Here is a 20,199-nt window from a genome sequence, read left to right on the forward strand (position 1 = left end):
CTTGAGGTTCTTATGGAGGAGCTAGGAAGCGACAAATTCCAGTACAAGTTTTTCGGCCTTTTCCAGGGTTTCCGCTAAATCGTCGTTCACCAGAGTAATGTCGAATTTATCCTCAAAACTAAGCTCGTAACGAACTTTACCCAAACGGGTTTCTAACGACTTTTCGGTTTCCGTTCCTCTTTCGCTCAGGCGACGGATTATCTCTTCCTCTGATGATACCTTAACAAAAACTGCCAAAGCACTTTCACGGTAAATCTCTTTAAGCTTCAAGCCGCCTTTTACATCTACATCGAAAAGCACATGTTTGCCTTCGCTCCACAAACGCTCAATTTCAGTTTTGAAGGTACCATAGTAATTTCCTGCATACACCTCTTCCCACTCAGCAAATTCGTTATCGGCAATTTTCTGACGAAACTCTTTCTTAGGAATGAAATAATAATCTTTCCCGTCAATTTCGTGCTCACGACGCTCACGCGTGGATGCCGATACAGAGAAAGCCAAAAGAGATGGGTACTTTTTTAATAAATGCCGTACAATGGTGGTTTTACCAGATCCGGAAGGTGCAGAAAATATGATAAGCTTGCCTTTCACGCGAACAGTCTTAACTGTTTATTTTAGAAATAATTGTATTCAAAATGCTTTGCGGACAAGGCTTTTTTTCAAGTTTGATACTTAGGGAATCCTTGATACATTTCTCCAGACGATAGGATTCAATGCAAGGAATACATTTGTCCATGTTTTCTCTGAAATGATCCTTTTCTGCCTCGGTAGCTTCGTCGTCAAGTATCGCCTGAATAATTTTCATACATTCAGCATGATGTTCGCAGCTATGCTTCATGGTTTGTTTGTGCGCTTCTTCTGTCACAGAAGGCGTATTCAAAGATGCATTCATTACCAATAATGATAAAAAGAATTGTGGAATATGTACAGTTGTACCTTATAACCACATAGGTTACAAAAAAAGTTTCAAATCCTATGAATCATATCCCATTGAACTTGCATAACTCTTAAGTTTCTCTTTCAAAAGGTTACGTGCGCGGTGCAGCCTGGACCTTACAGTACCAATTGGTATATCCAGAATTTTCGCCATCTCCTCGTAGGTGAAGCCCTCTATATCACAAAGAATGATAACCGTCCGGAAGTCAACCGGCAACGCGTTTAACGCATTGGCCACTTCATCTCCGATCAATTCCTGAACAGCGTCAGCCCTTAAATCGACGGTGTAGGTCGTGTCGGAAGCTTCCTCGGAATTATATGTCGTTTCAACTTCCTGATAGTCTACTTTGGACGGTTCTTTACTTTTCTTCCTGTAATCATTAATAAAGCTGTTTTTCAGTATCCTGAAAAGCCAGGCCTTAGCATTGGTTCCCTGTTCGAACGAAGAAATGAACCGAAAAGCTTTTAAATACGTATCCTGAACCAGGTCATTAGCGTCGTCTTCGTCCATGGTAAGACGAAAAGCGAAGTTATACATGGAATCAATATGTGGCATGAATTCACGATTGAAAACTTCGTAACGAAGATCATCCGTGTATCCATTGTTCGTGAGTGTCTCTGACATGGCAACTGACATAGGAATGCTGAATTTACAAAGATTAATAACAGCTCCAAACGGTACAAATTAAAATTTGATAAACGGTCATTTGAAGCAGTTTAAAAGCCATTTTTCAAAATAAAAAACAATGACTTGAAAATCCTGACAACTGACAGCAGGTTTGATAACCGGAAATTACTCCAAACCATTATTACATGTATATACATCAAATAACGAGCCAGATGGCTGACAACCGTCAAATTGTCATACTAGCGTTTGGAGAAAAGTTCCAGAAGTACAATTACTACTGTGGTAAGTAGCACGCTGGCTCCAATTCTGATAAGGGTGTAGAGTATCATGCCAAAGTTATTCATCTCTATGAGAAATAAAGCAGCATGATGAATCAGTATCAGTGGCATGATGTAGGCCAGGAACGATCCCAAACCTTGAGCCCGAATCCCCAGGTCCATCCGTTCCGCTCCTTTGGACTCCATCTGATATTGTACCAAAAACGGTCTGAGATAGGCGATCAAAACTGTCGCGAAAGCGTGCATTCCAAAAGTATTCGAAAAAACATCTACCGTAAATCCGGTTGCAAAACCGATAAGAAGCAGATACAGCCGATCGGTATCAGCAGGAAGTAACAGTACACCAGCAATATAAATAAAGCAAAAAGCATAATTGAATAGAACCACGTTTCGCAGAAAGAATATCTGCAATAACAGGTACAGCAAAATCATTAAGGTATATTGAATGGCTTCGCGTAAACTCATTTTAGCTCTTCTATACGTGATTTAAGTTGCTGCTGTTCCCCAAGTTGTTTATTTTGTACCACATACACGTAGGAAAGGTTTCTGAAATCGGTAGCCAGCCTTAATGAAATGTTAAAAAAGGTCTGATCGGGATGCACCGCAACGCTCTCTACCCTTCCAACCATGATACCTGGAGGAAACACCGGGTTCTGATTAGAAGTAACAGCCGAGTCTCCTTTAAAAACTTTTGTGTATTTGGACACATCGACCAGATCAATCACAGAGGGATCTTTACCCGGCCATTTGGCATATCCAATTTCATTGCTGCGAACAAGCCTGGACGACACCATAAAGTCCACATTAAGAATGGAAGTGATGACAGAGTAATTCTCTGAACAAAAACGTACGGTTCCTACCACCCCGGTGGCTGATATTACACCCATTCCGGGCGTTATGCCATCTGCCAGCCCCTTGTCAATGGTGATAACATTATTGGTTTTGGTAGTCTCATTATCCACAACCTTGGCAACGGTGTACGTGAACCGTGATGCAAATGACGAATCGGGTATATAGCCAACAGGGGCATCAGATGGTTTTCTTTGGGTTTCAATGGCAAGCAATGCATGCAGACGAGCGTTTTCATGTGCCAGGTCAGCATTTATTTCACCAAGTTTTGTGTATTCGTGAGCCGAGTTGGAGAGTGCCAGTGTTTTGGCCACATAATAGTTGGAGGTATTAAAATACGTAGCCCCCCAATAAGTATTATTGCGCACGATAAGCCATACACTGAGAACTTCCAGCAAAACAAATACCAAAAAGAAACGATTCCTGACTACGAAATCAACGAGCTGGAGCATGGGCCTTAAATCTTCCCCCGCAGTTTATGAATTGCATCGCAACTCATAAACTGCGAACGATCCGATACTACGAAATCAATACAGGTTTGTATAGTTCCAGGTTTTTCAAAACTTCACCAGTACCTTTAACCACAGCCTTTAAAGGATCCTCTGCAATGTGTACCGGTAGTTTGGTTTTTTGAGAAATACGGCGATCCAAACCGTGAATGAGAGCACCACCGCCTGTAAGCCAAATACCATTTTTGAAAATATCTGCGGAGAGCTCAGGAGGAGAAATTTCCAAAGCTTTCATTACTCCTTCTTCTATTTTGGATATAGATTTATCCAGAGAATAGGCGATTTCGCTATAAGTGACACGGATTTCCTTAGGAATACCTGTCATTAAATCACGGCCACGTACCTGATAATCTTCCAAAGCGATATCCAGCTCAGGAGATGCGGATCCAATCGCCATTTTAATCAGTTCAGCTGAGCGCTCACCGATCAGTAAGTTGTGCTCGCGACGCATGTAATCTACAATATCACGGGTAAACACATCTCCCGCAATGCGTACCGACTGCTCACAGACAATACCAGAAAGTGCTATTACGGCAATCTCCGTAGTACCACCACCAATATCAACGATCATTACCCCGTTTGGTTGTGTGATGTCGATACCGATACCAATTGCAGCAGCAATAGGCTCGTGAACCATGTATACCTCCTTGGCTCCCGCATGTTCGCAGGAATCCTTCACTGCACGTTTTTCAACCTCAGTAATACCCGAAGGAATACAAACCACCATCCTGTGAGAAGGAGTAAAGAAACGGCTTCCGGTATCGATCATTTTGATCATACCTCTGATCATCATTTCCGCAGCTGTAAAATCCGCAATTACTCCGTCTTTGAGTGGACGTATCGTTTTTATATTTTCATTCGTCTTTTCATGCATTTGCATAGCTGTGTGTCCTATCGCTAAAACCTTGCCCGTGGTTTTATCCATGGCAATAATCGACGGCTCATCAACAACTACTGTATCTTTATGGATGATAAGGGTATTAGCTGTACCCAAATCTATCGCGATGTCGCTTGTCAAAAAATCAAACAATCCCATATATATTTTTAAAATTTCCCTCTCTTTGATTTCAGGTTCGCAAAATTACAGATAATTACCCACAAACAAAGGCATTTAATAAATTTCGCTAAGGGACTGTTTTAACGTAGAAAAAGACCACTAAATGAAGCAATAACAACAGTTTGCACCTTGTAGAACTAGTGTGATTATTGACAACAAACAGGTGAATTTTGAACCGAAAACTACACTGAAAACCATTGTAACAACCAACCAGATTTTGGCCTTAATTTCCAAATCCTGTGTACATTTGTTTTTACTATGGGAATCAAAGCACTTTTGAGTGAGCCATTGGCTCGGTATATCGTTTCGCAACAACAAGAATGGATTGCACGAAGTGTGCAGGTGCAGGATGAATGGCGCAAAGAGCTTGTTACGAAGGCACGGAATACACAATTCGGCAAAGATCATTTCTTCAAAGACATTGATACTTACGCCGATTTTCAGAGTGCGGTACCTGTGAGCGATTATGAAGACCTGAAAGGATACATTGGCAGGATAAAGGAGGGTGAACAAGATATACTGTGGCCTGGTAAGCCGCTGTATTTTGCTAAAACCTCCGGCACCACCTCCGGCACCAAGTATATACCTATTTCGCGGGATTCTATTTCCAATCACATTGGTTCGGCCCGCAATGCCATTTTGACGTATATAGCCGAAACAGGGAAAGCTCAATTTCTGGATAAAAAATTGATTTTTCTCTCCGGCAGCCCAACCCTGACAGATACCGGAGGTGTGTTGACAGGAAGGTTATCAGGGATTTCCAATCATCATATTCCCGCTTACCTGCGTTCCAATCAAATGCCGAGTTATGAGACCAATTGTATTGAAGATTGGGAAACCAAGCTCGATAGGATCATAGACGAAACCATAGATCAGCCTATGTCGCTGATATCAGGCATTCCACCATGGGTACAAATGTACTTTGACCGAATCATCGAAAGAACAGGGAAGAAAATTAAAGACGTATTCCCTGACTTTTCTCTTTTCATCTACGGCGGTGTCAATTTTGAGCCCTATCGTGCAAAGCTTTTTGAATCAATAGGCAAAAAAATCGACTCTATAGAACTCTACCCGGCATCTGAGGGATTTTTTGCTTATCAGGACTCACAAAATGAAGAAGGACTTCTGCTGCTCTTGAACACTGGAATATTTTATGAATTTATTCCGACTGAAAACTTTTTTGACGAAAATCCCAGGAGGTTATCGATCGGAGAAGTGGAGGTTGGACGTAATTATGCCATGATCATCAACAACAACGCAGGCTTATGGGGCTATTCGCTTGGAGATACGGTTCGTTTTGTATCCACTAATCCATACAGGGTTTTGGTCACAGGCAGGATCAAACATTTCATTTCGGCTTTTGGCGAACATGTGATAGGCGAAGAGATTGAGAAAGCACTGCGTTACGCTATGGAACGCCACAGGGAGGTGGAAGTGGTCGAATTCACCGTTGCTCCAATGGTGGCTCCGGCTCAGGGCGGACTTCCTTATCACGAATGGCTGGTAGAGTTTGCTACCGAACCCGCAAACCGCGAAGAATTTATTGCAGATATGGACAGACGTCTCACAGAGCTGAATGTCTATTACGACGATCTGATTAAGGGAAATATCCTTCGACAGCTTGTTTTGGTACCTCTTCGCAAGAATTCATTTATAGATTACATGCGGGCGAATGGAAAACTGGGCGGACAAAACAAGGTACCACGACTATCTAACGACCGGAAAATTGCCGATGAACTGGTCAAAATCAACAACGCTTAACGGGTTGTCAAATCGAAAAAACTTTATGAATCAGAAAAGAATAGCCATCCTGGGATCAACAGGCTCAATCGGAACTCAGGCTCTGGAAGTAATTGAAGCAAATCCGGAAATATTTTCTGTGGAAGTGCTTACAGCCCAGGACAACGCTGCGCTGCTGATTGAACAAGCTCAAAAATTTCGCCCGAAAGAAGTTGTTATAGGAAATGAAACGTTGTTTGACCACGTAACTTCCGCACTTGAAAACCTGCCAATCAAAGTTTATAAAGGAGCCTCAGCTCTGATTTCTGTTGTTGAATCTGACTCCATTGACATGGTGCTTACCGCGATGGTGGGCTACGCCGGGCTCTTACCTACCATTCATGCCATTAAGGCTGGAAAAGATATCGCCCTTGCAAACAAGGAGACTTTGGTAGTTGCGGGTGAATTGATCATGGGTTTGGCAAAAGAACATCAGGTAAATATCTATCCGGTTGACTCTGAACATTCTGCCATTTTCCAATGCCTGACCGGAGAGGCTGAGAATCCAATTGAGAAAATTATTCTAACTGCATCAGGCGGACCATTCCGTGGAAAAGACCGTGCGTCACTTGCTTCCGTTACCAAAGAGCAGGCGCTCAAACATCCTAACTGGTCGATGGGGGCCAAAATCACCATTGATTCGGCAACCTTGATGAACAAAGGACTGGAAGTTATTGAGGCAAAATGGCTCTTTGGCCTCAATTCCAATCAAATCGATGTGATCGTGCATCCGCAAAGTATTGTTCATTCGCTCGTGCAATTTGAGGACGGAAGTATAAAAGCACAAATGGGATTGCCCGACATGAAACTCCCGATACAATATGCACTGCATTATCCTCAAAGGCTAAAATCAAGTTTTCCAAGATTCAATTTCATCGATTACCCCTCACTTACTTTTGAAAAACCAGACCTTGAAACTTTCCGTAACCTGGCCATCGCCTATCATGCTCTCGAAAAGGGAGGAAATGCAGCCTGCGTTATCAATGCCGCCAATGAGGTAGCCGTTGACGCGTTTTTAAAAGATAAGATAGGGTTTCTTGAAATATCTGATCTGATATTGGATACGCTTTCAAAAATCAATTATGTGCAGAATCCTACCTACTCCGATTACGTTCAAACAAATGAGGAGGCAAGACGTTTTGCATCTGAACTGATTCAAGTAAAAGCCTGATGAAATCTCTTCTTCTCAAATATTTGTCCGTAGCACTTGCCAGTACACTGAAATTTTTCGGAGGACCTATTACCGGAGTGATCTTAAAATTAAGTTGGCTGGAAACCGCTATTTTTTCAGCAGTTGGCATGATGTTCAGCGTGGTGCTGCTTACTTACGCGGGCAAGGGTGTGCAGGAGCTTGTCAAAAAGTACAAAAAGACTCCTTCCAAAAAGTTTAGCAGATCTAACAGAATGGCGGTGAAAATCTGGAAGAAATTCGGAATTATTGGTATCGCTTTTCTAACTCCCCCGCTTTTCACACCACTGTTTGGACCGTTATTGGCGGTTGCATTCCGTGTCCCCCGAACATCTATTTTTCTTTGGATGACTATAAGCGCAATTATATGGGGCCTCGCAATATCCTATATAGCCCACAAGATGACTTTCGTTCAGGAATGGATCAGGTAGGAAGTTTCTTAGTTTTAAGTTTACAGGCTGCCGACTGCTTACTGTAAACTTAAAGCTTCTCTCTCACCTGCTTACTTCCTTCTTGGGTTCTGAAGATTTTTTCATAAAATCCCCTTGTGAGAAGTATTTTTCAATGAGGCAATACATGAGGATGAAGAAATAGCGACTTCCCATTTCCTTGATTTTCAACTTCGATTCACCATATTTCCGGTTTGTCCAGCTATTTGGAACTACTGCATAGTTATAGCCACGCACCATCGCTTTGAGTGGGAGCTCGATCGTTAAATTAAAATGTGGAGCTAAAAATGGCTTGATACCCTCAATAGTTTCTCTTTTATAAAGCTTGAAAGCATTCGTTGTATCGTTGTATTTGATACCCATCACCATTTTTACAATAAAATTGGCAACCCGGTTTATCACTTTCTTCAATGCCGGATAATCTACCACCTTCCCACCTTTTTCCCATCTTGATCCAAACACACAATCGTAATCTCCTTCAAGCATTTTGTTGTAATACTTCACCAAATCCTCCGGATCGTCGGACATGTCGGCCATAAATACCGCAACACAATCACCGGTAAATCTTTCCAAACCGTACCTCACCGCATAACCAAAGCCGTTAGGACCTGGATTCGTGAAATAAACCAGTGTTGGAATTTCCAGTTTAAGTTGATCCAAAACGCGAGCAGTGCCGTCTTTTGAATTATCGTTTGTTACGCAGATTTCATGAGGCACATTGTACTTAATTAAGGTACCATATAAGGACCTCAAAGTGTCAGAAATTGACTCCTCCTCGTTGTATGCCGGTATTACAATGCTTAGCTTCATGTATAGTCAATGATAAAAACAGTACAAATTAAAGATTATTAATTTGTACCACCAATTTTTGAAAGGTCCGAAAGGTTGGCTTCATATTGGGCAACCGTTTTTAAGATGGTATTATTGTAACGATATTCCAGCCATTTGTTTACGTTTTCAAACATCTCTTTTCTGTTCTGCCAAAAACGCTTGTTGGTATTGGCATGCACATTGCTTAGCCCTGCGCTGTGTTTACGATAAATACCCATGGTTTCAGCCAAATAACCAATTTTGCCATGTGCGGCAAGCTGAATGATCATCGCCCAATCACCCGCAGCGGCCTCAGCATGCCACGCTGCAAAATCATGGTCAAGAAAATGATTCCGGTATAACCAGCTTGCAGTTGCCATAAACCATTTATCTTCCAGGATGTCTTCTATGGTTGAGGTTATTTTTTGATCGGGAGCATTAAATAAATGGCTTGGGGAGCCATCCTCATAAATCACTTCCACATTGTGGTGGCATATCGCATAATCCGGGTTAGCTTCCAGAAAATCAACCTGTTTCTGAAGTTTAAAAGGATCGGTCCAATAATCGTCTCCCTCACACATGGCTACATATTCTCCCTTGCAGGCTTTTAGCAAAGCAAGAACGTTATTCCTTCCTGCAAACTCCCTGGGTTCGGCAGGTCCCTGGTTTTTTTCATGCAAAAATGCACAGATACGTCCTGGATTTTCATCTATGTATTGTCTGATAATGGTCTGAGTGCGATCAGTGGAGGCATCATCTCCAATCACAATTTCAAATGAAAATGATGTTTGCTGCATCAATGCACCATCCAGCATTTGAGCAATATACTTTTCGTGATTATAGGCAGGAACGCAAACAGAAACTTTCATAAGATAAAAAGCACCAACCCAGAAAGGCTGATGCTTAGAATTGATTTGTATTTAAAATTAGCTGTACACCTCAACCAATTGCTCTTTGGTCGGGAAATTGGGTGTAACAAGTTCACTTTCCGGCTTGTAGATATACGCCATCGGGTAACCTCTCTCAATGAATGTAGGCTCATCAAGATTATTGTATCTTAACTGAACCGACCAACGGATATTATTGGTGATATTGTTGCCAGACTGATGAATTAAAAAGGAAGAAAAAATCAATACGTCTCCAACCTTAAAATCTGTTTGCACAAAATCCTCTTCCTTAAGTGAAGAAGTAATACCGCCCTGATAACCAGAAGTATTCGATTCCTGCAATCCGAATTTGTGACTTCCCGGAATCACCTGTAATGCTCCGATATCTGCACCTGCATCCACCATTGGGAACCATATTACGGCACTATCCAGGGAACCTTGCCCGGTTCTCCAGTCCTGGTGCGCATCCAGTTTCCAGTGTTTACTTCCGTCTTTGGAAAGAAAACGACTGTTGAATTGCATCGCGGCACGGGCTCCAATAATGGGATTTGATAAACCTACCTCCTTTAACAAATCTTCGATCTTAGGATCAAGACCAAGGCGATGCAGAGAAAAGGTATGCTGTACTGTTTTTCCGGTATTGACAAACGCATTGAAATCTTTCTCGAAAAATTCAAACATCGCGTTTTCAAAAACCTCTTTATCGTCAATATCAACCGATTTTCCGGTTACATGCTTAATTTGTACTGCGAAGATCTTACGGGCTTCTGTATAAATGGAATTAACCTGTTCCTTCTCAAGGAAATTTCTGAGAAGCACATATCCGTCTTCATTGAACTGTTCGCGAAGTGTACTCATTTTATGATTAATTTTTTTACAAGATATTTACCTTCAAAACTATCATTTAGTAAAAGTTCATGGTATGACGATGGTCAGTCCTTTCTGTGTAATTATTTAATCTTCCCAAACAGCATAGGCAAATCCGGCAGCACCAAATCCGTTCCCGTTGTATAGAAGATACTTCTTGCCATTATGTTCATAATAATTGGCGTAGTTGATCATCTGGTAGTCAAAGTCTTCCGGGTTTTCCGATTTTGCAATTCCAACCAGATGGTCTTTGCGTTCCCAGTTCACACCGTCGGTAGATTCTGCATATCCAAGGCGATAGCTCTGGTTACGATCCGTTCTATAATCTCTTGTGTGGCGATAAGAATAGTACATTTTGTATACACCATTCTCTTTATAAACGCTCGGACGTCCAACAGCATGTAAGAAGTCGTCAAATTCCAATGTAGGCACATCACTGATTTCCCAGTGAATACCATCTTTTGAAGTTGCAGACTGTCCTCTGTAAAATGGTTCAGGATAGCCGTGGATATACTCACATTTATGCCCTGAGATATACCACATACGCCACGTTCCGTCTTCCTCACGCATTACAGAAGGCTGCGCCGCCCAAATCGGGTTCTGAATACTACGATCCATAATTGGTCCAACGAACATTTTATTGAACGTTAGCCCGCCATCTTTACTCACGGCCAATCCCATGGAAAGTCTGTACGAATTCCAGGTACGGTTCCAGCCGGTGTAATAAAGCCAGATGTCGCCATTTGGCATATCCACAAACCATGCAGGCATGGCACCAGTTTCGTCATATTCTCCCGGGCCGCCAAGTTCAAGAACTGGTTTGTCATGTATGTAAAGTATCTTTTTCGGATCGTCATAATCCACGTCGATAAACGTAGGGCGCGACTGACCGCTAGAATCCCGTGAAGAAAAATAGATACGTAAGAAATCTTTATGCTTATATGCGTAAGGAACCTGAGCATGCGAAAGGCTATGAGCCAAACTTCCATCAGGTTTATACACAACACCTTTTTTAACCCACATTTTTTTAGTTTTTAGTTCTAAGTAAACTGTTCACAGCCTGGCCGTTCATGGCGTTTACTATGATATGGAAATCCTGGCTTAGGTTAGTTTTTACCGGGCCGCCGGTGCGGTAAACAGTCCCAGCCCGGATTATGGTTTGTCTGCGATAATAAATTTTTCAGAGTGATTCATCATGTACGTTAACAGTTTGCCTACTTCTCTGCTTTGGTTGTACAGTTGGTCAAATATCTCAGAATTGATGTAACCGCACTCTTTTGAAAACAATAGCCAAACCTGAGTTTCGCTATTTTCACTGTCCGAATCTGATAGTTTCGAAATGAAGTGCGCCTTATATCTTCTCTTCCTGTAAGCTTCACCAATATTTGCACAAACAGAACGGGAACTCCTCCGGATTTGATCAGTTAAAGAATATTTTTCTTCACCAGGGAAAGCCTTGCTTAACTGAAAAATCTTCATCGACAGATCAAAACTTTTCTGAAATGCAATCAAATCTCTAAAGTCGCTGTAAGCCATTAGTAAACAGATAAGGTTGAATTTCAATATTCAAAAGGATCAGAATTGGGCCGTTGAGTACCTTTATCTACCCGTATACTGTTAACTAGAAACTAAAAACTGATTTCCCACTGCAAACTGTTAACTAAAAACTTAGGATTTAATCAACAGCCTTCTCAGCTCTCAATCTCCAGTTGTCTACAAAATCTTTTCCAGGAATAGGAAGATCAATATCCACTTCCGGAGCTTTGGCAGTTACCCTGTACTCCATGATATAAAATGCGTTTCCGAAAACATAGTGCAATTTGAAGTTTTCGATATTGGCAGGAACATCCTCAATTGGCACCTCAGCACGGAACAATGGATTTGCTTTTAATAAAGTAGCGTAAGTAGGTGTATTCCGAAGCCATGGAGCCACGCTTTCGTCACCAACAACAACTTTACCACCCGGACGAACAACGCGAGTCAACTCGTCAAAAGCTCTTTTTCTTTCAGAAAACGTATTGATTCCGCCAAAATGGAACACGGCATCAAAAGTGTCGTCTTCAAAAGGTAGGTAAGAGCCATTTCCAAGGAAATAGTGAACATTTACGTCCTCTGTTGAAAGTTTATCCTGTGCCAGTTTCAGCATATTTGGAGAGAGATCAGACAACACAGCTGTGCCGCCCGGTCTTACTTTATCGAGTATCAAAGCAGAATCTTTACCTGTTCCTGCACCAACTTCCAGCGCTTTCATCCCAGGCTGCAATTCCATCAGATCAATAAAAAACTTGCGGGTGGCAGCTTCATCGGAGTGATTCAGTGTTTCGAAAACCCACGAAACGCCTTTGTCGTAACGAAGAAATGCCTGGTCGTATAGAAATTGCTCTCTGGCATCACCTGGAAGTAACTCTTTGGGATATAACATGTTGACGATACCAGTATCACCAACTTCATAAACAACACCATCTTTGCTGGTTAGTGTTTTACCATCTTCTGAAATGGTTAGTGTGCCGCCGGTTAGTGGACAAACCAGCGATTTTAAGAACTCCTTATGATCCATTTTGTATTTTTCTTATTGATATAGCGGTTCAAAATTACTTTTTTTCTTCGAACAACATTCAAAGTAACGAGGCTTCTTCACAAATGGTATAATTACCAGGCCGCAGATCCGGGCAACAATATCGCCAATTCTATTTATTTGTACCTTTGGGCTGGATCCGGTCAATGATGCCGGGTTAAACCGCTTTTGTTGCAAATTATGTCTCAACTTCAGGAAAGAATAAAACTACTCGCCAAAGAACAGGCAAGCCGCGTAATTGGTCACAGACGTCACCTGCATAGTAATCCGGAACTTTCGTTCGAAGAATTTAAAACTGCTGGCTACGTTGCAAGCCAGCTTCGGGCACTGGGTCTGCAGCCACAGGAAGGCTTTGCCGGAACTGGCGTAGTGGCCCTTATAGAAGGAAGAAATCCTGCCTCAAGAACTGTGGGCTTGCGTGCCGATATGGATGCGCTGCCGATTCTGGAAGCCAATGAAGTCCCTTACAAATCTCTTGTACCTGGTGTAATGCACGCCTGCGGTCACGATGTCCACACGTCAAGTCTGCTCGGTACAGCTGAGATCTTATGCAAGTTGAAGGATGACTTTGACGGAACAATCAAACTGGTGTTCCAGCCTGCCGAAGAAAAAGCTCCGGGAGGTGCATCGCTTATGATCAAAGAGGGTGTATTGGAAAACCCCCGACCTGCCAGTATGGTAGGCCAGCACGTTGCTCCTAATATTCCTGTTGGTAAAATTGGTTTTCGTGAGGGAATGTACATGGCCAGCACTGATGAATTGTATCTGACTGTGAAGGGTAAAGGTGGACACGCAGCAGCACCTCATCAGCTGATTGATCCGGTTTTGATGGCTTCGCATATTATTGTTGCCCTTCAGCAGATTATCAGCCGCAACAGAAATCCGGCAAATCCGGCAGTGCTTTCTTTCGGACGTTTTATAGCGGATGGCGTTACCAATGTAATTCCGAATGAAGTTACCATTCAGGGAACATGGCGGTGTATGGACGAAGTGTGGCGCGAAGAAGGGTTACAAAAAATGAAGAAACTTGCGGAGGGAATTGCGGAGTCGATGGGAGGATCGTGCCAGTTCGATATTGTGAAAGGTTATCCGTTTCTCAAAAATCAACCCGAACTTACACGTCGCGTCCGCACGGCAGCAACACAATATGTGGGTGCCGAAAACATCGTGGATCTTGACCTATGGATGGCAGGCGAAGATTTTGCTTTTTATTCGCAGGTTGTTGACTCGTGTTTTTACCGTCTCGGAACAAGAAATGAGGATAAAGGGATAATTTCCGGCGTACATACACCAACTTTCGACATTGACGAATCAGCATTGGAGATTTCCACCGGACTCATGAGCTGGCTTGCTATTTCTGAACTTGGTTCTTAGGGATATATCTTTTAAAGAAGCTATTGATTTTAAGGCTGATCACGCCAAGAATAGCTTCTTTAAAAATCCCTCTCGACATCTTTGAAGCACCTTTGGTTCTGTCCGTGAAAATGATGGGAACCTCCGTAATATCAAATCCGTATTTCCAGGAATTGAATTTCATTTCAATCTGAAAAGCGTAACCGATAAATCTGATGTTGTCCAGATTAATGGTTTCCAGCACTTTGCTTGTGTAGCAGATAAAACCAGCCGTAGGATCCATTATTTTCATACCGGTGATCATGCGGACATAGTATCCTGCAAAATACGACATCAAAACCCGGTTGATTGGCCAGTTTACTACATTTACTCCGGTTATATATCTTGATCCGATTGCAACGTCATGTTTTTCAACCGCACACGCGTTATAAAGCCTGATAAGATCTTCTGGTGGGTGTGAAAAATCTGCGTCCATTTCGAAAATGTACTCATATCCCCTCTTCATCGCCCATTTAAACCCATGAATGTAGGCGGTGCCCAATCCAAGTTTCCCTTTTCTTTCTTCAAGATGGAGCGATCCTCCAAACTCCGTCATCAGTCCCTTCACAATAGCAGCTGTTCCATCCGGAGAACCATCATCAATAATCAAGACATCGAAAGGTTGACTCAGGCTAAATACTTTGCGGATAATCGCTTCAATATTTTCAATTTCGTTGTAAGTAGGGATAACAACAATACTATTATTCACAACTTTCTATTTTAGGTTGAAATCTGACTTTGGTGGAATAATCACTTGTTCAGGGCTTAACGTTATTTTGTTTCTCCCGTAATTCTATTTTTTTATTGACGCTTTCGTATATCTGGGACATCTGCTTAGGGTGTGTCATGTAGTAGTCATAGCTGTTCCTGTACACCAATGTATCCACTTTATGTTTTTTCCAGATTTCCTTTTTAAGTTTCTCAAAAACCAATAATGAAGAGTCTGATGATTTTAGCTGCAACTTCGTCACCCGAGATTCGGCAATATGTACATCGGCAAGTATAGAAGCCATTTGCTCTTGCGTTAATGCACTTTGTGGTGGTTTTTCATTGGAAGAGCACGCAGTAATACCCAGAAAGCCAGATATAAAAATTAAAGAAACAAATGAGAAATTCACAGCACGTTCTACCATAACTCTCAAATACCTATCTTTGTTTAGCGCGATTAAAGTGCAAAGGTGGTAATTTTTTTTACAAAACACATGTTCCAACAATTTTTAAGCAAGCTCCGAAAATATGAAATTCGCATGCGTAAAGCTGTTACAAGCGAGCGTCATGGTAATTTCCATTCGGTCTTTAAAGGTTCGGGACTGGAGTTCGACGACCTTCGCCTTTACCAATATGGTGACGATGTGAGAGCCATCGACTGGAACACATCTGCGAAAGGGCATGGAACATTTATAAAGATATTTAAGGAGGACAAAGAGCAAACAGCCTTCTTCTTACTGGATGTGAGTGCGTCTCAGCAGGTAGGAGAGCTAAAAAAATTAAAGATTGACATCGCGAAGGAAATTTGCGGAGTTCTTACACTTTCCGCCATTCAGGAAGCAACACGTGTAGGACTGCTTTGTTTTTCGGACCGGACAGAACGCTACATAAGGCCCTCAGACGGTATGAAACACGGGTACAGCCTTGTTTCCGAGCTGTACAAACTTGTCCCGGAATCTATACAAACGAGCATCGCTGATGCCATTTTGGTTACTCTCAACGTGTTACGTCGACGTAGCCTCGTATTTATAATTTCAGATTTTATTGATGACAATTATCATCACAACCTCAAAGCGCTGTGCCGGAAACACGATGTAATTGTCATTCATTTGTACGACATGCGCGAAACCAATCTTCCCAGCCTTGGTATCATTCCACTATATGATGCCGAAAAGCAACGGACTGTTTGGGTAAATACTTCTTCAAAACAATATCAGGAAGAAATGTCGGGACGTTTTAAAAAAAGGAGTAATGAACTTGAAAGAATTTGTCACCAGAACCGTGCAGACTATATTGCGATCAACACTCAGGAAGATTATGTACCCGCACTGATCCATTTATTCAAAGTTCGACAGTACAGCAAAACGGCGGCACCCTCATCTTAAAATGCACGAAGCAGATATTCACACATCACAAATGATTTCCTTTTTCTTATGGCTGGATAAAAATCACAAGACAGTCGTACGATTGGCATTGATGGCGCTTTTATATACGATCTGTCTTGCTCCCATCTGTGCACAGTCCGACAAACCGAAAGGGAAATTTTTAACGGATAGCATTGAAATAGGAAAGCCGTTTTTGTACGCATTGAGTTTCCGCCACTCGCCCGACAAAGAAGTTTTTTTCCCCGACACCGCATTTAACTATTCTCCGTTTGAAGTATTATCACGCAGAAGTTTCACATCTGCCACCGACGCAACAGGTAAGGCAACGCTCGACAGCGCAATTTATCAGCTGGTAACATTCGATGTATCGCAGGCTCAGGTTTTGTCCGTTCCCATTTTTATATATGCCCGTGGCGATTGCACCGCCGTTTTCACCAATAAAGATTCTATATTTTTAAAGAAAAAAAACCTTGACCCTATCACAAATAATGAAGCACTAAAACCGGAAATTGCCTTGGCTCCGTTAAGAAGCGAGTTCAATTTTTCCATGTTACTGGGCTATCTGGGACTTGCAATTGGTTTAATAGGTGCCATTTACTGGGTTTTTGGTAAAGACATTTACAAGCAGTGGAGATTGATAAAACTTCAAAGACGACACCTCGAATACCTGAGATCTTTTAACAAACTTCTTAGAAACGCAAGAGAAAAAAACAATATCAAGGATGCTGAAAACGCCATTATTGTTTGGAAAAACTATCTTGAACGGCTGGAAAAAAAACCTTTTGCAACCTACACCACACGTGAGATTATGGACAACATGCCCGATGACTCACTCGCGGATGCTTTAAAAAACATGGACGGAATCATATATGGGCAGGTTAAATCCAATACCATGCATGTGTTTCTAGAAGTATTAAAAACAGGTGCAACAAAGCTGTACCGGACGAAGCGAAGAGAAATTTTAGACAACCCGATACCCTGAATTGAGTATTATGGAACAGTGGTTTTCCTTAAAATGGTTTGGGTATGATATGATCAGGTCGTACGATTGGGTGCATCCATATTTCCTGTATGCGTTACCATTTGTACCCCTTCTTTTCTGGCTGCGCAATGCCTTTCACCGGAAACACAAACAGCGGTTGGTAATCACCTATCATTCTTTAAAAGAAGGCAAGGACTGGTTAACGTTGCTGAGATTTGTACAACCCATCTGCGTCGGACTTGCTATATGCCTCATATTGGTCGCATTGGCCAGGCCTCAGGTTGTTTCGGAGCGGACCGATCGGTTTTCGGAAGGCATCGATATCATGCTGTTGCTGGATATTTCCGATTCCATGCTGGAAAAAGACCTCAGTCCAAATCGTTTGGAAGCTGCGAAACAAGTAGCCAGACAATTTATAAAGGGACGCTTGCAGGACCGTATCGGACTCATTATTTTTGCCGGTGAAGCGGTTTCACTGTGTCCACTTACAACGGATTATGAGCTGTTATATGGCTTTTTGGACGAAATAAAGCCCGAAATGATTCCAACTGCCGGTACAGCAATAGGAAGTGCATTAGCTGTGGCAGTAAACCGAATGCGCGAAACCAAGGGAGACAGCAAGGTTGCTATTCTGATCAGCGATGGGGATAACACATCGGGGAATCTGGATCCTACCACGGCAACTCAACTGGCCAGAGCATTTGGAGTAAAGGTGTATACCATTTCTGTAGGCAGTATAAAACGGCCTGTAAAATCCGACACCGTAATCGTTTCAAATGCTTTGGTGGACGAAAGTGAGCTTCGTAACATTGCCGGATTGGGTAATGGAAAATATTTCAGAGCTACTGACAATAAGGCGCTTGGAGAAGTTTTTAAACAAATCAATCAGATTGAAAAGGTGAAGTCTATGAATGTAATTTCACGTGATGTAAGCGACTTTTACCGGGTATATCTCTATTGGGCTGTGTTATTATTACTTATCGCAATTGCCACCAAAAGTACTTTTATGGCTAACATTCTTGAAGACTAATGCTTAAATCATATTACAATATAGATGCTGTGGAGGCGGGACTGGATGAGGTGGGCAGAGGTTGCCTGGCAGGACCGGTGGTTGCTGCGGCAGTAATTCTACCAAGAGATTACACGCACGAATATCTTAATGACTCCAAGCAATTATCAAAAATGCAGCGCGATCTGCTCGAAAAAGAAATCATACGTGAGTCGATAGCCTGGGCAGTGGCAGAAGTTGATAACTTTGAAATTGATAAAATTAACATTCTTAAGGCAAGTTTTTTGGCTATGCACCGGGCGGTAGATAAGCTGCAAACCCGACCGGAGCACCTGCTCGTAGATGGAAACCGCTTCACTCCTTATCCCATGATACCACATACCTGTATCATAAAGGGAGATAGCCATTACCTTTCAATTGCTGCCGCCTCGGTTCTGGCTAAAAACTATCGGGACGAGCTTATGACGCAACTGGGGCAGAGTTTTCCTCATTACGGCTGGGCCAGAAACGTGGGTTACCCAACCATACATCACCGCAAGGCCATCATGGAGCATGGCACTTGCTCTCACCACCGGATGAGCTTCAAGCTATTAAAAGATTGAATTACACCTTTGGCTTTTTGTAAAGAGGTACTGTACTGCAGGGTTCTCCGAACATGAGGCTTTGCGCAACTGGTTTCAGCAAAGTAGTAATATCCATGTACGCAGAAATGGGCACAGGGAATTTGCTGCATCCTTTAATAACCACACGCCTTCCTCTGTATTCCTCAGGATCAATTTTACAAATCGCGTCCGAAAAGAGCTGACCTTCCAAAGCAGACAAATCTCCAAATACGACTTTGTTTGCAAATGGCTCCAACTGTATGGCAAGAAGCATGTAAGCCCAGGTAGGGACGATGGCGTCCTCAGAACAAATTACAGCAATATTTTTGTCGGTGTACTGACTCCAGTCATGCGATTTGAGGAATTCCCGATAATCTTTTTCCCGCAGAATCATGCCCTGAAAAAGGTTTTCTTTTATGTCATATATCACTCTTTCTCCCGGATGATAAAGCTCTTCCAGATCAAGAGACACAATACCGCTTGTTGCAACTCGGTTTATAATTTCTTCGGTTTCCATATTCTAAATTTTGGACTCAGAATTACAACATCAAAGGGTACACTTTTGGTTGCTCTGCAACTTAAAAATCTATTTCTAAAGGGCTACAGCAGGAGCTTTTCGGGAAGGAGGTGTCATGAAATCTTTGAGATAAAATGGCTCAAAGGAAGCTATATCTTCAAACTGATTTTCAGCATATGACTTTACCGCAAGATCTCCGACCGTTCTTGCCGAAGGGCGAATCTCTGCGTCCGGAAAAATAGCGTTTTCGCTGGCAGCAAGCAATGCTTTGCACTTGGCAGCACCATCACCAAAGAATACTACCTTCCGAGATTCAAGAATATCTTTGAAAGATTCTTCTGACATTATAACCGCTTCTGTTGGCTTAATGATACGACATTCAGCGTCAAATACAGAGGTATAAACCTCCATTCTCCGCGCATCGATCATTGGACAAAATAAGAAATTTCTTGAAAAATAAGGTATTACCTGCTTTGCCATTGCCTCAAGGGTATTCACAGCGATCAATGGTTTGTCGAGCGCATAACACAGTCCTTTAGCTGTTGAAACACTTACCCGCAAACCTGTGTAAGAGCCCGGACCTTTCGCAACCGCAATAGCATCCAGATCGGACAACTTAAAGCCGCTATTTTCGACTGCATTTTGTATGAGCGTTGTCAGCATTGCAGACGATGACTTGTCGGTAAACAAATCATAACCTGACAGCAAAACACCATTTTGGTGTACAGCCACGGAGCATCCGCGTGTAGATGTGTCAATACTTAGTATTAGCATAGGAATTAAAGGAAACA

Annotated in this window: 24 protein-coding genes; 8 read left to right on the top strand and 16 right to left on the bottom strand. The window is 42.3% G+C overall.

The features are described 5' to 3' along the window. Positions 1-21: 21 nt before the first annotated feature. From gmk to LZG71_RS22215, 6 genes are all read right to left on the bottom strand, one after another. Positions 22-591, bottom strand: coding sequence for a guanylate kinase (gmk, locus tag LZG71_RS22190; RefSeq protein WP_233824070.1), 570 nt, complete (start codon positions 589-591; stop codon positions 22-24). A 10-nt stretch (positions 592-601) separates the two neighbouring features. Next, on the bottom strand, positions 602-892 hold the full coding sequence (locus tag LZG71_RS22195; protein ID WP_233824072.1) for a phosphohydrolase: 291 nt from the start codon (positions 890-892) through the stop codon (positions 602-604). Between the two features lie 81 nt (positions 893-973). After that, on the bottom strand, positions 974-1,573 hold the full coding sequence (locus LZG71_RS22200) for a sigma-70 family RNA polymerase sigma factor (RefSeq protein WP_131959799.1): 600 nt from the start codon (positions 1,571-1,573) through the stop codon (positions 974-976). A 230-nt stretch (positions 1,574-1,803) separates the two neighbouring features. Beyond that, entirely contained in the window at positions 1,804-2,307 is a 504-nt protein-coding gene (locus tag LZG71_RS22205) for a hypothetical protein (protein ID WP_233824075.1), read from the bottom strand. Next, entirely contained in the window at positions 2,304-3,143 is an 840-nt protein-coding gene (gene mreC / locus LZG71_RS22210; RefSeq protein WP_233824077.1) for a rod shape-determining protein MreC, read from the bottom strand. Before mreC ends, LZG71_RS22205 begins: the two co-directional genes overlap by 4 nt. Positions 3,144-3,210: 67 nt before the next feature. Further along, entirely contained in the window at positions 3,211-4,236 is a 1,026-nt protein-coding gene (locus LZG71_RS22215; RefSeq protein ID WP_233824079.1) for a rod shape-determining protein, read from the bottom strand. A gap of 279 nt (positions 4,237-4,515) precedes the next feature. On the opposite strand from LZG71_RS22215, the gene LZG71_RS22220 reads away from it, so the two are divergent. The 3 genes from LZG71_RS22220 to LZG71_RS22230 are packed head-to-tail and all read left to right on the top strand — an operon-like array spanning position 4,516 to position 7,656. Beyond that, the gene (locus tag LZG71_RS22220; RefSeq protein ID WP_233824081.1) at positions 4,516-6,018 is read left to right on the top strand and encodes a GH3 auxin-responsive promoter family protein; all 1,503 of its coding nucleotides are present in this window, start codon (positions 4,516-4,518) and stop codon (positions 6,016-6,018) included. Positions 6,019-6,043: 25 nt separating this feature from the next. Next, positions 6,044-7,207, top strand: a complete 1,164-nt coding sequence (locus tag LZG71_RS22225; protein ID WP_233824083.1) for a 1-deoxy-D-xylulose-5-phosphate reductoisomerase — start codon at positions 6,044-6,046, stop codon at positions 7,205-7,207. Beyond that, positions 7,207-7,656, top strand: a complete 450-nt coding sequence (locus tag LZG71_RS22230; protein WP_233824085.1) for a hypothetical protein — start codon at positions 7,207-7,209, stop codon at positions 7,654-7,656. Before LZG71_RS22225 ends, LZG71_RS22230 begins: the two co-directional genes overlap by 1 nt. Positions 7,657-7,719: 63 nt before the next feature. Here the strand turns inward: LZG71_RS22230 and LZG71_RS22235 are convergent, their stop codons facing one another. The 6 genes from LZG71_RS22235 to LZG71_RS22260 form a co-directional block, all read right to left on the bottom strand. Continuing rightward, positions 7,720-8,484 carry a glycosyltransferase family 2 protein gene (locus LZG71_RS22235; RefSeq protein ID WP_233824087.1) on the bottom strand — a complete coding sequence of 255 codons (765 nt, stop codon included), beginning with the start codon at positions 8,482-8,484 and terminating at the stop codon, positions 7,720-7,722. A gap of 38 nt (positions 8,485-8,522) precedes the next feature. Further along, on the bottom strand, positions 8,523-9,353 hold the full coding sequence (locus LZG71_RS22240) for a glycosyltransferase (protein WP_233824089.1): 831 nt from the start codon (positions 9,351-9,353) through the stop codon (positions 8,523-8,525). A gap of 57 nt (positions 9,354-9,410) precedes the next feature. Next, positions 9,411-10,229, bottom strand: coding sequence for a phytanoyl-CoA dioxygenase family protein (locus LZG71_RS22245; protein ID WP_233824090.1), 819 nt, complete (start codon positions 10,227-10,229; stop codon positions 9,411-9,413). Between the two features lie 96 nt (positions 10,230-10,325). Beyond that, positions 10,326-11,261: a hypothetical protein gene (locus LZG71_RS22250; protein ID WP_233824092.1), complete on the bottom strand. Its 936-nt coding sequence runs from the start codon at positions 11,259-11,261 to the stop codon at positions 10,326-10,328. A gap of 129 nt (positions 11,262-11,390) precedes the next feature. Continuing rightward, positions 11,391-11,774 carry a four helix bundle protein gene (locus LZG71_RS22255; protein WP_233824094.1) on the bottom strand — a complete coding sequence of 128 codons (384 nt, stop codon included), beginning with the start codon at positions 11,772-11,774 and terminating at the stop codon, positions 11,391-11,393. Between the two features lie 139 nt (positions 11,775-11,913). After that, positions 11,914-12,795 (bottom strand): class I SAM-dependent methyltransferase, encoded by an 882-nt coding sequence (locus tag LZG71_RS22260; protein ID WP_233824096.1) that lies wholly within the window; start codon positions 12,793-12,795, stop codon positions 11,914-11,916. A 198-nt stretch (positions 12,796-12,993) separates the two neighbouring features. On the opposite strand from LZG71_RS22260, the gene LZG71_RS22265 reads away from it, so the two are divergent. Next, a complete protein-coding gene (locus LZG71_RS22265; protein ID WP_233824098.1) occupies positions 12,994-14,187 on the top strand; it encodes a M20 family metallopeptidase in 1,194 nt (397 codons plus the stop codon). Here the strand turns inward: LZG71_RS22265 and LZG71_RS22270 are convergent. Beyond that, complete coding sequence (locus LZG71_RS22270; RefSeq protein ID WP_233824100.1) at positions 14,165-14,914, bottom strand: polyprenol monophosphomannose synthase; 750 nt, start codon at positions 14,912-14,914, stop codon at positions 14,165-14,167. The genes LZG71_RS22265 and LZG71_RS22270 overlap by 23 nt on opposite strands. Before the next feature lie 49 nt (positions 14,915-14,963). Next, positions 14,964-15,338: a DUF4296 domain-containing protein gene (locus LZG71_RS22275; RefSeq protein ID WP_233824145.1), complete on the bottom strand. Its 375-nt coding sequence runs from the start codon at positions 15,336-15,338 to the stop codon at positions 14,964-14,966. A 69-nt stretch (positions 15,339-15,407) separates the two neighbouring features. Between LZG71_RS22275 and LZG71_RS22280 the strand changes: the two genes are divergently transcribed. From LZG71_RS22280 to LZG71_RS22295, 4 genes are read left to right on the top strand one after another with little or no spacing between them, the layout of a single operon-like run. Continuing rightward, on the top strand, positions 15,408-16,298 hold the full coding sequence (locus tag LZG71_RS22280) for a DUF58 domain-containing protein (RefSeq protein ID WP_233824102.1): 891 nt from the start codon (positions 15,408-15,410) through the stop codon (positions 16,296-16,298). 1 nt (position 16,299) lies between these two features. Further along, a complete protein-coding gene (locus tag LZG71_RS22285) occupies positions 16,300-17,280 on the top strand; it encodes a hypothetical protein (RefSeq protein WP_233824104.1) in 981 nt (326 codons plus the stop codon). A 10-nt stretch (positions 17,281-17,290) separates the two neighbouring features. Beyond that, the gene (locus LZG71_RS22290; protein ID WP_233824106.1) at positions 17,291-18,310 is read left to right on the top strand and encodes a VWA domain-containing protein; all 1,020 of its coding nucleotides are present in this window, start codon (positions 17,291-17,293) and stop codon (positions 18,308-18,310) included. Further along, positions 18,310-18,891 carry a ribonuclease HII gene (locus LZG71_RS22295; RefSeq protein ID WP_233824108.1) on the top strand — a complete coding sequence of 194 codons (582 nt, stop codon included), beginning with the start codon at positions 18,310-18,312 and terminating at the stop codon, positions 18,889-18,891. Before LZG71_RS22290 ends, LZG71_RS22295 begins: the two co-directional genes overlap by 1 nt. Position 18,892: 1 nt before the next feature. Here the strand turns inward: LZG71_RS22295 and LZG71_RS22300 are convergent, their stop codons facing one another. Continuing rightward, a complete protein-coding gene (locus tag LZG71_RS22300; RefSeq protein ID WP_233824110.1) occupies positions 18,893-19,408 on the bottom strand; it encodes a DUF2480 family protein in 516 nt (171 codons plus the stop codon). Between the two features lie 75 nt (positions 19,409-19,483). Continuing rightward, the gene (gene tsaB, locus LZG71_RS22305; protein WP_233824112.1) at positions 19,484-20,182 is read right to left on the bottom strand and encodes a tRNA (adenosine(37)-N6)-threonylcarbamoyltransferase complex dimerization subunit type 1 TsaB; all 699 of its coding nucleotides are present in this window, start codon (positions 20,180-20,182) and stop codon (positions 19,484-19,486) included. Positions 20,183-20,199 lie beyond the last annotated feature (17 nt).

Source organism: Dyadobacter sp. CY312, assembly GCF_021390535.1.
Classification (GTDB): domain Bacteria; phylum Bacteroidota; class Bacteroidia; order Cytophagales; family Spirosomataceae; genus Dyadobacter.